Origin of the sequence: Bradyrhizobium septentrionale, assembly GCF_011516645.4 — a bacterium.
Lineage (GTDB): Bacteria > Pseudomonadota > Alphaproteobacteria > Rhizobiales > Xanthobacteraceae > Bradyrhizobium > Bradyrhizobium septentrionale.
The window spans coordinates 7,827,770-7,840,827 of sequence record NZ_CP088285.1 but is presented as its reverse complement, the minus strand read 5'-3'; the positions used below and the strand labels follow the sequence as shown (position 1 = coordinate 7,840,827).

The 13,058-nt window shown below is 64.5% G+C and carries 11 protein-coding genes and 1 pseudogene; 11 read left to right on the top strand and 1 reads right to left on the bottom strand.

What is annotated here, in order from left to right; translation table 11 throughout:
* The first annotated feature begins 27 nt into the window (after nucleotides 1-27).
* The 4 genes from HAP48_RS39180 to HAP48_RS39165 all read left to right on the top strand — a co-directional run bounded on the left by HAP48_RS39180 (nucleotide 28) and on the right by HAP48_RS39165 (nucleotide 4,511).
* Nucleotides 28-1,221 (top strand): ABC transporter permease subunit, encoded by a 1,194-nt coding sequence (locus HAP48_RS39180; RefSeq protein WP_166205188.1) that lies wholly within the window; start codon nucleotides 28-30, stop codon nucleotides 1,219-1,221.
* On the top strand, nucleotides 1,218-2,351 hold the full coding sequence (locus tag HAP48_RS39175) for an amino acid ABC transporter permease (protein ID WP_166205187.1): 1,134 nt from the start codon (nucleotides 1,218-1,220) through the stop codon (nucleotides 2,349-2,351). The genes HAP48_RS39180 and HAP48_RS39175 overlap by 4 nt, the downstream gene beginning before the upstream one ends.
* A 5-nt stretch (nucleotides 2,352-2,356) precedes the next feature.
* The gene (locus HAP48_RS39170) at nucleotides 2,357-3,142 is read left to right on the top strand and encodes an amino acid ABC transporter ATP-binding protein (protein WP_166215571.1); all 786 of its coding nucleotides are present in this window, start codon (nucleotides 2,357-2,359) and stop codon (nucleotides 3,140-3,142) included.
* A 67-nt stretch (nucleotides 3,143-3,209) separates the two neighbouring features.
* Nucleotides 3,210-4,511 (top strand): serine hydroxymethyltransferase, encoded by a 1,302-nt coding sequence (locus HAP48_RS39165; protein WP_166205186.1) that lies wholly within the window; start codon nucleotides 3,210-3,212, stop codon nucleotides 4,509-4,511.
* A gap of 239 nt (nucleotides 4,512-4,750) precedes the next feature.
* On the opposite strand, the gene erpA is transcribed toward HAP48_RS39165, so the two are convergent.
* Nucleotides 4,751-5,080: an iron-sulfur cluster insertion protein ErpA gene (gene erpA, locus HAP48_RS39160; RefSeq protein ID WP_166205185.1), complete on the bottom strand. Its 330-nt coding sequence runs from the start codon at nucleotides 5,078-5,080 to the stop codon at nucleotides 4,751-4,753.
* 137 nt (nucleotides 5,081-5,217) lie between these two features.
* Here erpA and HAP48_RS39155 point away from each other — a divergent pair, with 137 nt between their 5' ends.
* From HAP48_RS39155 to HAP48_RS39125, 7 genes and pseudogenes are all read left to right on the top strand, one after another.
* Nucleotides 5,218-6,426 (top strand): deoxyguanosinetriphosphate triphosphohydrolase, encoded by a 1,209-nt coding sequence (locus HAP48_RS39155; RefSeq protein WP_166205184.1) that lies wholly within the window; start codon nucleotides 5,218-5,220, stop codon nucleotides 6,424-6,426.
* 9 nt (nucleotides 6,427-6,435) lie between these two features.
* The gene (gene argS / locus HAP48_RS39150) at nucleotides 6,436-8,232 is read left to right on the top strand and encodes an arginine--tRNA ligase (RefSeq protein ID WP_166205183.1); all 1,797 of its coding nucleotides are present in this window, start codon (nucleotides 6,436-6,438) and stop codon (nucleotides 8,230-8,232) included.
* 118 nt (nucleotides 8,233-8,350) lie between these two features.
* The gene (locus HAP48_RS39145; protein WP_166205182.1) at nucleotides 8,351-9,835 is read left to right on the top strand and encodes an SPOR domain-containing protein; all 1,485 of its coding nucleotides are present in this window, start codon (nucleotides 8,351-8,353) and stop codon (nucleotides 9,833-9,835) included.
* Nucleotides 9,836-9,881: 46 nt separating this feature from the next.
* Nucleotides 9,882-10,904, top strand: coding sequence for a beta-N-acetylhexosaminidase (gene nagZ, locus HAP48_RS39140; protein WP_166205181.1), 1,023 nt, complete (start codon nucleotides 9,882-9,884; stop codon nucleotides 10,902-10,904).
* Nucleotides 10,901-11,722, top strand: a complete 822-nt coding sequence (locus tag HAP48_RS39135) for a segregation and condensation protein A (RefSeq protein ID WP_166205180.1) — start codon at nucleotides 10,901-10,903, stop codon at nucleotides 11,720-11,722. The genes nagZ and HAP48_RS39135 overlap by 4 nt, the downstream gene beginning before the upstream one ends.
* A gap of 22 nt (nucleotides 11,723-11,744) precedes the next feature.
* Nucleotides 11,745-12,617, top strand: a pseudogene (gene scpB / locus HAP48_RS39130) (SMC-Scp complex subunit ScpB); the annotation flags it as partial.
* Between the two features lie 163 nt (nucleotides 12,618-12,780).
* Entirely contained in the window at nucleotides 12,781-13,014 is a 234-nt protein-coding gene (locus HAP48_RS39125) for a twin-arginine translocase TatA/TatE family subunit (RefSeq protein ID WP_028332136.1), read from the top strand.
* Nucleotides 13,015-13,058: the final 44 nt, after the last annotated feature.

Here is a 13,058-nt window from a genome sequence, read left to right as displayed (position 1 = left end):
GCTCGCCCAATCTCGAGAGGGCGGATCGTGACCACGCAGATCGCCGAATACCATGGTATCACGCCGGTACGGCGCCGCCTGCGCATCGCGTCCAGGTGGCTCTTGCAGGCCGCCATCGTGATCGTAGCGGCCGCACTGGTCATCTGGCTCGGCGTTGCCGTCCGTGAGGCACTGGCCCGCAAGGGCATCCAGTTCTCGTTCGGCTATCTCGGCAATGTCGCGAATTTCAGTCTCAGTGAAGGGCTCGTCCTGTCACGCGAGGGCAGCTGGCTGGTTCTGGAGGGTTTCTCTCCCTCTCACAGCAATCTTCAGGCGCTCCTGGCGGGCCTGTGGAACTCACTAAAGGTCGCGCTCTCGGCGATCGTCCTCTGCACAATGTTCGGTACGCTTGTCGGCATCGGCCGGCTCTCGACGAACTGGCTGGTCCGCAACCTATGCTTTGGACTGGTCGAATGCGTGCGTAACACGCCGCTGCTGATTCAGATCGTGTTTTGGTACTTCGCGGTCGTGTTGCGGTCTCCACCGGCCAACGCCGCTGCGAATTGGTTCGGCGGCCTGCTTGCCAGTCGTGCGGGCGTGTTCTTTCCCGGCCTCGTGATCCACGACAGCGCTGGATTTGCGTCCTGGGGATTGCTCGCCACTGTGTTCGCAGCCGCCGCGGCCTGCGTCGTCCTGCGAGGGCGGCGATCCCGGCTGATCCTTCTGGCCGTGACGATCCTGGCCTTGATCGCCACCGTCATCGTCGGCTTCCCGCTCGGCCTGGACCTGCCGGTCGCGACCCGGTTCGGCGCGCGCGGAGGTTTCGCCCTTTCGCCGGAAATGACCGCGCTTCTCCTCGCGATCGTCGTCAACAGCTCCGCCTATGTCGCTGAGATCGTCCGCGGTGCGATCGAATCTCTGCCGAAAGGACAATGGGAGGCGTCCGCCTCGCTCGGATTGTCGCGTCCGCACACGCTGCGCGACATCATCCTCCCCCAGGTCTTCCGGATCGTCCTGCCGTCGCTTGCCAACCGGTACATCAGCCTGACGAAGGACACCTCGCTCGGCATCGCAATCGGCTTTCCCGACCTGTTCAATGTCTACGGCACCGTCTCGAACCAAACCGGACGAAACCTCGAAGGCGTCGTGATCGTGATGCTGACTTACCTCACGCTGAGCTGGATCATCAGCGCCAGCGTGAACGCCGTGAATGCTCACGTGAATGGACGGGGGATGCGATGAGCACAGTCGCGCTGCGGTGGCTGCACCGCAATCTGTTCGCCGGGCCATTCGATGCAGCACTGTCGCTTGTCGTCATCCCGATACTGGTCTGGGCGGCATATGCATTTGCGCACTGGATGCTGGTCGAAGCGCACTGGGAGGTCGTCGGCGGGAGCCTCAAGGTGTTGATGACCGGGATCTATCCCTCTGACCAATTGTGGCGGGCATGGTTCTCTGTCGGGACGCTCTGCGCGATGTTCGGTGCGGGCCTCGGCCTCTCGGTCCGCCCCGGGAGAGCCGCGGTGGCGGCCGCTGCGTCGGCCGCAGCTGTGATCGCCGCGCTGATCTCGGCCGTCATCGATCTGACCTCCGGCATGCTCACCGCCGCGAGCACTGCGCTCGGCGTCGCTGCATGGGTCGGCATCCACCATTCGGGTTTGGACCAACGCGTCGTGCTGTCCGGACTTCTCGCGGGCGTGCTGGCAATCTTTGTGGTCCTCTCGCCACCAGGCTTCGAGGTTTGGGGTGGTCTGCTGCTCAGCGTCGTCTTGACGATCGCCGTCTCGATCCTGACCTTACCTTTCGGAATCCTGCTCGCGCTCGGCCGGCAAAGTCGCATTGCGAGTCTGCGCGTGATTTCGACCGCCTATATCGAGACGATGCGATCGGTGCCGCTGATCCTCGTCGTCTACTGGATCTGGATTATCGTGCCGCTGCTGGCGCCGGATACGTCCGTTCCGAGCCTGCTGCGCGGCATGGCCGGTTATGCTCTCTTCTTCGCGGCCTATGTCGCGGAGTATGTCCGGAGCGGACTTCAGGCGGTCCCCAAAGGCCAGATTGAGGCTGCACGTTCGCTTGCAATGAGCACCTGGACGCTCAATGTTGACATCGTCCTGCCGCAGGCGCTGCGCGTCGTCGTTCCTTCACTGGTCGGGCAGATTCTCGACATCTTCAACGGCGCAACACTGGTCTTCATCATAGGGCTGACCGATTTCCTGCGGGCCGGACAAATGATTCTCGCCGATCCGCAAAACAGCGGCCGGACCTACGAGATCTACGTTTTCCTTTTCGCCGTCTATCTCGCCATCGGCGGGGCGATCACCTACGCCTCGCGTCGCCTGGAAGCCCATCTCGCAAGAGGGACGCGATGAACGCCATGCAGATTCCAGCAGTCACGACGTCGCGCGATGTCATCGTCAGCATCGCTCGCCTCAACAAGTCCTTTGGCGCGTTCCACGTCCTGAAGGATGTCGATCTCGATGTCGGGCGCGGCGAGGTCGTCGTCATCATCGGTGCCAGCGGTTCGGGGAAGTCGACCTTGATCCGCTGCGTCAACAGCTTGGAGATGTACCAGAGCGGGCGCTTGACAGTCGACGGTTTCAACATGCCGACCGAAGCCGATCGCAAGATCGGTGGCGAGAAGGAGTTGGCCAGGATTCGCAAAGGCGTCGGCATGGTGTTCCAGCAGTTCAATCTGTTCCCGCATATGAGCGCGATCGACAACGTCGCAATCGCTCCGATCCGCGTTCGCGGCCGCAAGCCCGACGAAGCAAAGGCGACCGCGTTGCGTCTGCTCGAAAGGGTTGGGCTGCGCGACCACGCTCACAAGCTTCCAAGCCAGCTCTCTGGCGGTCAGCAACAGCGCGTCGCGATTGCGCGGTCGCTCGCGATGGAGCCGCATATCATGCTGTTCGATGAGCCGACCTCGGCGCTCGACCCCGAGATGGTCGGCGAGGTGCTCGATGTCATGCGCGAGCTCGCGCGTGAAGGCATGACGATGATGATCGTGACGCACGAGATGGGTTTCGCCCGCGAGGTCGCCGACCGCGTCGTGTACATCGATCACGGACGTATTCTGGAGATCGGCACGCCGGCGGAGATATTCGACCGACCGACACATGAACGAACCCGAACATTTCTATCACGCGTGCTCCGTCACTGACGAAGCAGGCACTGACGCGCTCGTAGAACGAACGCAGCACTCCGATCACTTAGAAAGAGGATGACATATGTCGCTTTCGACCGGCACCGCTCAAGCCCATTCAACTGATGTCAACTGGCACGAGTTTTTTGGGGCAGATGCCCACAAGGTCGGCGCCGACGTGGTCGCGCTGATCGACAAGGACCGCAAGAGGGAGACGCTGTCGCTCAACATGATCGCGTCCGCCTCCTATGCCCCACTGGGTCTGCGGCAGATCGAGGGTACCCATCTCGTCAACCGCGCTCCGATGGGCCTGCCGGGCCGCCGCAGCGTCGCCAATTGCGAAGAACTCGACGCCATTGAGAACCTTGCCATCGATCGGGCGAAGGCGATCTTTGGTGCTGAATACGTCAATGTGCAGGCACTGTCTTCGACCATCGCCAACGTCGCCGTCCTGCGGGCGATCCTGCCCGCCGAAGGTGCGCGGTTGCTCACCTTCGACGAGCTCGCCGGCGGCCATGTCAGCCACGGCGCCATGCGCCATATCACGGGCGCGAACCGCGAGGTCGTGTCGTTCGGCGTAACGCGCACCGGCGCGGTCGATCTGGATCAGGCCCGTGACCTCGCGCGCAGGGTGAAACCTCATGTCCTGCTCGCCGGCCCGTCTTCGTACCCACGTGAGATCGACTTCGCCGGATTGAAGAAGATCGCCGACGAGGTCGGCGCGCTCCTGTTCACCGACATCGCCCATGTCGCAGGGCTGATCGCGACCGGCCTCCACGCCAATCCCGTTCCGTTCTCCGACGTTTCCACGACCTCGACACAGAAAACATTGTGCGGACCGCGCAATGGTGCCTTTGTCTTCGCCAAGGAGCGCTTCGGGGTCGCCATCGACGCCGCCGTCTATCCCGGCCTACAGGGCCCAGCAGCCTCGAACATGATCGCAGCGCGGGCCGTACAGATGGAAATGATCGTGCGCCCGGCCTTCGCGCAACTCATGCGTGACGTCGTCGCGAATGCAAAGGCTTTCGCTGCGGGCTTGGAGGAGGGGGGGATCGAACTCTACACCGGCGGCACGGACTCGCACATGATCATGGCTTACACCGGCGAGAGCTGGACGCAGCCGGAATTGGTCGCGGGGCTCGGCGCCCACGGGGTCATCGGCAACGCGATGCGCGCACCGGGTCAATCCGGCGAACCACGTACCGCTTTCCGGTTTGGCAGCGTCGCGTTGACGATCCGCGGCTTCGATACGGCCGAAGCAACGAAACTTGGTCGCGAGGTCGGGGAGATCCTGCGCGCCGGTCCGGCTGCTCCCGTGAATCCGGCGCGTCTTCGTAAACTGAAGGACTTGGCTGCCGCCCACCCCATTCCGTCCTTTGTCGATTGATGCCATCGCGCGGCCGTTGCCGCGCTGGGTGACGTGGCGTGGATGAGCGGGAATGAAGGCGAGCTAGGACACGATGCTCGCGAGGGCGCGGCAACCTGGCCGCGATCCTGCGGTTCGCGCCAACAAGAAAATCCCGGCGTCCCTTCGGGAGCCGGGGTTTTGGGTGCCATGCCTTCGCGAGAATTGGAGACGAGCCGGTTACCGGTCCGCGTCGAGGAAACGCTCGGAGCGTAAGGGCGTCAGACCGAGAAGCTGGTGCCGCAGCCGCAGGAGGCGGTGGCGTTCGGATTGACGACGCGGAACGAGGCGCCGATCAGGTCGTCGACGAAGTCGACTTCCGAGCCCGCGAGAAACGGGACCGAGGCGGGATCGATCAGCACCACGGCGCTGTCGCGCTCGATCACGAGGTCGTCATCGGCCTGGGTGCGCTCGACGTCGAATTTGTACTGGAAACCGGAGCAGCCGCCGCCCTCGACCGAAATGCGCAGCTTGGCGCCTTCGCCTTCCTTGCTGAGGATCTGGCCAATCTTGCGGGCGGCCCGTTCGCTGACGGTGATGGCAGCAGTCATGTCGGTCTCCGAAACCCTATTTGGGCATGGTCTGATCGGATCATGCCCGGCGTCATACCCAATTCATTTGGTCGGCCGCCTCAAGCATAGTTAAGTGCGTCGGACCATGGAATCAAATGGATAAGGACTAAAATACCGTGTCGGTCGGAATGGCTGCCCCCCGCGCGCCCTATGCCTGCGACCCCGATCGCAGCCGGGGCCGGCTGGTCACGGAGCCGCCGAGCCGGACCCGGAGCCCGTTCCGGCGCGACTGCGACCGGGTGATCCATTCCACCGCGTTCCGCCGCCTCAAGCACAAGACCCAGGTCTTCGTCTTCCACGAGGGCGATCATTACCGCACCAGGCTGACCCATTCGCTGGAGGTGGCGCAGATCGCCCGCGCGCTGGCCCGCCAGCTCGGGGTCGACGAGGATCTGACCGAGACGCTGGCGCTGGCGCATGACCTCGGCCATCCGCCGTTCGGGCATGCCGGGGAGCGGGCGCTCGACGCGTGCCTAAAGGATGACGGCGGCTTTGACCACAATGCGCAGGCGCTGCGGGTGGTCACCTCGCTGGAGCATCGCTATCCCGAGTTCGGCGGGCTGAACCTGACCTGGGAATCGCTCGAGGGAATCGTGAAGCACAACGGGCCGCTGACCGAACGCAGCGGCGCGCCGGCCGGCCGCTACCTGGAAAGCGGCATTCCGGTCGGGATCGCCGACTACAACAAGAGCTACGATCTCGAGCTCTGGAGCTACGCTTCGCTGGAGGCGCAGATCGCGGCCTTCGCCGACGACATCGCCTATGACGCCCACGACATCGACGATGGTCTGCGCGCCGGTCTGTTCGCGGTCGACGACCTCAAGGAGATGCCGCTGACTGCCGAGATCATCGCCGAGATCGACCGGCATTATCCCGGGCTCGACGAGGTCCGGCGCGGCGCCGAACTGGTGCGCGAGCTGATCTCACATTTCATCAATGCCGTGTTCACGGAGGCAAACCGGCGCCTTGCGGCGGCCCGGCCGCAATCGGCCTACGACGTACGCCATCACAATGTACCGCTGATTGCGTTTCCGCCTGAGGTGGCCGAGCAGGAGGCGGCGATCAAGGCGTTCCTGTACCGGCGGATGTATCGCCACCAGCGGGTGATGATTGTGATGCGGGAGGCGGAGCAGGTGGTCCGCAATCTGTTCGAGCGCTACCGGCAGTCGCCTGAAGACCTGCCGGCGGAATGGATCGAGGGCAGCGCGGAGGAGACCGGGAGCGCGCGGAACAGGCGGATCGGCAATTTCATCGCCGGGATGACCGACCGTTTCGCCCTGATCGAGCACCAAAGGCTTTTTGACTCGACCCCGGATTTGCGTTAGCGCCCTGCCATGGCCGACACCACTGCTTCACCACACCTTTTTGCCGACATGCTGACGCGCGTGCACGCGATCTGTGCCGCTGTCGCAGCCGAGGACAACTGGCCCGCGGGCATCGATCTCTCCCGCGTTGTGGTGGAGCCGCCGCGCGACGCCAGCCATGGCGACATGGCGACCAATGCCGCGATGGTGCTCGCCAAGGATGCCAAGGCGAAGCCGCGCGAGCTTGCCGACAAGATCGCCGAACGACTGCGCGCCGACGCCCTGGTGGCCTCAGTCGATGTCGCCGGTCCGGGCTTCATCAACCTGACCTTGAAGCCGCAGGTCTGGGCCGACGCGCTGCGCGCCGTGCTGGCCGCAGGCTCGGCCTATGGGCGCAGCGGCATCGGCGGGGACGAGAAGGTCAATGTCGAATACGTCTCGGCCAACCCGACCGGGCCGATGCATGTCGGCCATTGCCGTGGCGCCGTGTTCGGCGACGCGCTGTGCAGCCTGCTGCAATTCGCAGGCTTCGACGTCTGCCGCGAATACTACATCAACGACGCCGGCGCGCAGGTCGACGTGCTCGCGCGTTCCGCGTTCCTGCGCTACCGCGAGGCGCTCGGTGAGGAGATCGGCGCGATTCCGGAAGGGCTTTATCCCGGCGATTACCTCGTGCCGGTCGGCGAGGCGCTCGCGAAGGAGCATGGTGACAAGCTCCTGACCATGCCGGAAGCCGCGTGGCTGCCGGTCGTGCGCGACAAGGCGATCGCCATGATGATGGAGATGATCAAGGGCGATCTCGCCGCGCTCAACATCCATCACGACGTGTTCTTCTCGGAGCGCTCGCTGATCACGTCAGGCAACAACAAGGTTGCCGAGACCATCGACTTCCTGCGCGCCAAGGGCGACATCTACGAGGGCCGCCTGCCGCCGCCGAAGGGCAAGCCGGTCGAGGACTACGAGGACCGCGAGCAGTCGCTGTTCCGCGCCACCGCTTATGGCGATGACGTCGATCGTCCGCTGATCAAGTCGGACGGTTCGTACACTTATTTCGCATCCGACATCGCCAACCACCGCTACAAGTTCGAGCGCGGCTTCACCAATCTGATCGACGTGTTCGGTGCCGATCACGGCGGCTACATCAAGCGGATGCAGGCGGCGGTGAAGGCGGTGTCCGCGGGCAAGGCTGTGCTCGACGTCAAGATCGTGCAGCTCGTGAAGCTGCTGCGCGACGGCGAGCCGGTGAAGATGTCGAAGCGCTCCGGCGAGTTCGTGACGCTGCGTGAGGTGGTCGACGAGGTCGGCTCCGACGCCGTGCGGTTCATGATGCTGTTCCGCAAGAACGACGCGGTGCTCGATTTCGATCTCGCCAAGGTGATCGAGCAGTCAAAGGACAACGCCGTCTTCTACGTCCAGTACGGCCACGCCCGCGGCCATTCGATCTTCCGCAATGCGCGGGAGGAGGCGGTTCCAGACCTGCCCGAGACCGACGAGGCGCGGCTGGCCTATCTGCGCAATGCCGCCGTCGAGCGGCTGACCGATCCGGCCGAACTCGATCTTCTCAAGCGTCTTGCACTTTATCCCCGGATGATTGAGGCAGCGGCCATTGCACATGAGCCGCACCGAATCGCCTTTTATCTCTATGATTTGGCCAGTGAATTTCATGCACTCTGGACCAAGGGGCGGGATTTGCCCTATTTACGCTTCATTATCAATAATGATGCAGAGATCACGAGGGCGCGACTGGCAATGGTTCAGGGCGTCGTCTCGGTTCTGGCATCGGGCTTAGCTGTTCTAGGCGTCCAGGCTCCAACCGAGATGCGGTAGGTAGGGGCATTTGGCCCTCACGAGTGGGGATTTGTGAGGGCATCTGGCAGGGGCCAATTCGTTCGGACCAGCAGCGCCGGCGATCCTGGCGCTGTCCCGGAGGGGATGCATCATCACAATGGCTGATCGATATCAGGACCGAAATTTTTCCGCCGACACGGCCCAGAGGGCCGAGGCCGATCCGCTCGCTGAACTGGCCCGGCTGATCGGCCAGACGGATCCGTTCGGCAGCGCCAACAAGCCGCCGCCACCGCATCCGCTGCAGTCGCGCGCCAACGTGCGACCACAGCAATATCAGCCGCAGGCGGACGACGAGGATGCGCCGCCCGCAGGCCCGCCGCCCTGGATGCAGCGCGCGAGGCAGGAGGCTGTTGTTCCGCCCCCTGTGCAGCCGGCACCCGTGCAGCACACCGAGTACGACGAGCCTGAGCAGGACGACCAGCCGAAGCCGGTCCATCCGTTGCACCGCTATGCAGCGCAGCAGACGCAGCCGGCGCCTGCGCCGGTGGCGCAGTATCGGCCGGTCGAGACCCCCCGGCAGCCCGAGACATTTGACGAGGAGCCGCACTATCAGGGCGGCGGTCAGAATGGCGATCCGTCGCGCTATGACGACGCGCTCTACGGCGAACTGGAAGCCGGCCAACAGGATCTTCAGCGCGATCCGGCCTATCCGGACGACCCCTATGCCTATGAGGGCTACGAGGAAGAACCGGAGCCGCGCAAGCGGCGCAGCGGCCTGATCACGGTCGCAGCGGTGGTGGCGCTTGCGGTGGTCGGCACCGGCGCTGCGCTCGGCTATCGCAACTATGTCGGCTCGCCCCGCAGCGGTGAGCCGCCGATCATCAAGGCAGACAACACGCCGACCAAGGTGATCCCGGCCCAGGCCGATGCCCCGGCCAAGACGCCGGACCGCATGGCAACGGGGGACGGCACCGAGAAGATCGTCTCGCGCGAAGAAACCCCTGTCGACGTCAACTCGAAGACCGCCGGACCGCGCGTCGTGTTTCCGCCGCTCAACGCCAATGCGAATCCGCCGCCGGCGGCGAGCGTGCAGACGACGCAGCCCGCGCCGGCCCCGGTCAATGCAAACGGGACCTTGCCAAACAACGAGCCGCGCAAGGTCCGCACGCTCGCGGTCAAGGGCGATGGACCTGATGGCACGCAGGCCACGTCGGCCGTGCCGGCCAAGCCTGCGGCGGCTGCGAAGCCTCCGGTGTCACGCGGCAACCCGGCTGCGGCCAATGCCAGCGTGAATGCGCCGATGTCGCTGGCCCCTGGTCAGGCTGAGGCGGCTCCGGCCGCGCCTCCGACCCGGGTGGCATCGACCTCGACGGCCTCGGTCGGCGGTGGTGGTGGATATCTGGTTCAGGTGTCGTCGCAGAAGAACGAGGCCGACGCGCAGTCGTCATACCGGACGCTGCAGGGCAAATATCGCAGCGTGCTCGGTTCGCAGCCTTTGGTGGTGAAACGCGTCGATCTCGGCGAGAAGGGCGTCTATTACCGTGCCTTCGCCGGCCCGTTTGCCTCCTCGGAGGAGGCGAGCCAAGTGTGCAAGAGCCTGATGTCGGCCGGTGGGCCGCAGTGCCTCATCCAAAGAAATTAAAGGCGGTTTCCTTGACCCGTGAGCTACATACGGCCTAATCGGCCGAATGACGAACCGCGCATTCATCACCGGCGTATCCGGGTTGACCCTCAATGACGCTGAACGCGAATTCATTCGCGCCGAGCGGCCATGGGGCTTCATCCTGTTCAAGCGCAATATCGAGAGTCCTGCCCAAGTGGCGGCTCTTGTTGGGGAACTCAGGTCCGCGGCCGGCGAGGCCGATGCTCCGGTCCTGATCGACCAGGAAGGCGGCCGGGTGCAGCGGCTCGGCCCGCCACATTGGCCGGTCTATCCGCCCGGCGCGAGTTTCTCGGCCCTCTACGACATCGAGCCGAAGCTCGGCCTCGCGGCGGCCAGGCTCAGCTCACGGCTGATCGCAGCCGACCTGATCGACCTCGGAATCACCGTCGATTGCCTGCCTTTGGCCGATGTTCCCGTCGCCGGGGCGGACGCGGTGATTGGCAACCGGGCCTATGGAACCGAGCCCGGCAAGGTTGCGGCCATCGCGCGTGCCGTCACGGAGGGGCTGGAACAGGGTGGTGTGCTGCCGGTTCTCAAGCATATCCCCGGCCATGGCCGGGCCACGGCGGACAGCCATTTCCGGCTTCCGACGGTCGATACCGCCCAAGGTGAGCTGGAACGGAGCGATTTTGCCGCGTTCCAGCCGCTTGCGGACCTGCCGATGGCCATGACTGCACATGTTGTGTTTAGCGCGCTGGACCCCGCCCATCCGGCGACGACTTCTGCGACAATCATCGAACAGGTGATTCGCGGCCTGATCGGGTTCCAAGGTTTGTTGATGAGTGATGACGTGTCGATGAATGCGCTGGCCGGATCAATTGCCGAGCGGACCCGCGCCATCGTCAGCGCCGGTTGCGACGTGGTTCTGCACTGCAACGGCAACATCGACGAGATGCGCGAAGTGGCACGGGAGACGCCGGAACTGACCGGCAAGGCGCTTGAGCGCGCCAAGGCGACGCTCGCGGCGCGGAAGCAGCCTCAGCCGCTCGACCGGCAGGCGGCACGGGCTGAACTGGATGCATTGTTGGATCGGGTAGGGACGGCATGACCGCTGAAATTCTATCGTTTGAGACCGGGCGGCCGGCTGACCTCGCCGAGGGCGAACCGGCGCTGGTGGTCGATGTCGAGGGCTATGAGGGCCCGCTCGACCTGTTGCTGACGCTGGCGCGGCAGCAGAAGGTCGATTTGTCGAAGATTTCGATCCTTGCGCTTGCCGACCAGTACCTTTCGTTCATCGAGGCGGCGCGCAAGATCCGCCTCGAGCTCGCAGCCGATTATCTGGTGATGGCGGCCTGGCTTGCGTTCCTGAAGTCGCGGCTGTTGCTGCCCGAACCGCCGAGCGCGGAGGGGCCGAGCGCCGAGGAAATGGCGACCGCGCTGGCCAACCGGCTGCGCCGGCTGGAGGCGATCCGCGAGGCGGCGAACCGGCTGATGAACCGGCCGCAGTTCCAGCGCGATATCTTTCCGCGCGGCAATCCGGAATCGATCGCGGAGATCAAGCATCCGAAGTTCACCGCGACGCTCTACGACCTGCTGTCGGCCTATGCGACGCAGCGCGCCTCGCGCGTGCTGACCTCGGTGCATCTGGCCAAGCGCACGGTGTGGTCGCTTTCCGAAGCGCGCGCCTCGCTGGAACGGCTGGTCGGCCTCGCTGAGGACTGGAGCTGCCTCGACGAGTACCTGATGAATTACGTCGCCGATCCCAAGCAGAGAGCGACGGTGTTCGCATCGAGCTTCGCTGCCGCCCTCGAGTTGGTTCGCGAGGGCGAGATGGAGATCAACCAGAAACAGGCGTTCGCGCCGATCTATTTCCGAAAGCGTCCAGCGCAAGCCGCAATGGCGGCGCCGGACCTGTCGGTTGAGTAAGTGGAAGAAGGAGAGCAGGCCCATGGCAAGCTTGGCGGAAGTGCGCAGAGAAGAGCCCGAGGAGGAGGTTTCTCCTATGGATCCGGTGGCGCGTCCTGAGGAACTGCGGCTCCTGGAAGCCCTGTTGTTTGCATCGGCCGAGCCGATCGATCAGGCGACGCTCGCAAAGCGGATGCCCGACGGCGTCGATATCAAGGTGGCGCTCGCGCAGTTGCAGGCGGAATATGCACCGCGCGGCGTCAATCTGGTTCGTGTCGCCAACAAGTGGACGTTCCGGACCGCCGGCGATCTGTCGTGGCTGATGACGCGCGAGAGCACCGAGACCCGCAAGCTGTCGCGTGCAGCGATCGAGGTGCTGGCAATCGTCGCCTATCACCAGCCGGTGACCCGCGCCGAGATCGAAGAGATTCGCGGCGTGGTGACGTCGAAGGGAACCATCGACGTGCTGCTGGAGACCGGCTGGATCCGCCCGCGCGGCCGCCGCAAGACGCCGGGCCGTCCGCTGACCTTTGGAACCACGGACGGATTCCTGTCGCAGTTCAGCCTGGAAGCGCTCGGCGATCTGCCGGGGCTCGAGGAGCTGAAGGGCACCGGTCTGCTCGACTCGCGCCTGCCGACCGGCTTCTCCGTTCCGTCGCCCTCGGACGACGCGACGCTGCGGGAAGACGAGGAGCCGCTCGAGCCGGGCGACACGCTGGAGCTGCTGCTGGCGCCGGCCGTCGAGCCGGAGGCCGAGGAACCGAAGACTGCAACCGAAGCGTCGGCTGAGGCTGAAATGACAGCCGAGGCCGAAATCGAGATCAAAGCGGACGTTGCCGACGAATCGGAAGCGGCCGAAGCTGACGCCAACGAACCGGATTCCCACGGCGACGAGCGCGGCGAGGCCGACCCCGAGGACAGGGGCGAATAGCGGCCAAATATTCCCGGTTAAGGCTAGCAATATTACGTAGCCGCGACAGCGATTTGCCGCGGCCGAGGTCCTTGTTTTTGACACCCCGCGGGCCTACCTTCCGGCAAAGCTCAGGCCGGCCCGCCGGCCATTTCTGGAGGGTTGCAGGATGGGTTCACTCAGCATTTGGCACTGGATCGTCGTGATCGCAGTGGTCCTGCTGCTGTTCGGGCGCGGCAAGATTTCGGACCTGATGGGTGACGTCGCCCAAGGCATCAAGGCCTTCAAGAAGGGCATGCAGGACGACGACAAGGTCGCCGAGAAGACCGAGCCCACCAAGTCGATCGATCACAATGCGGCGCCGTCAGCCGCGCGCCAGGATGTCGGCAGCAAAGCCGTCTGACGCGCCTGTACTGACACATATTTCGACGTTTATCTTTGCGCGAA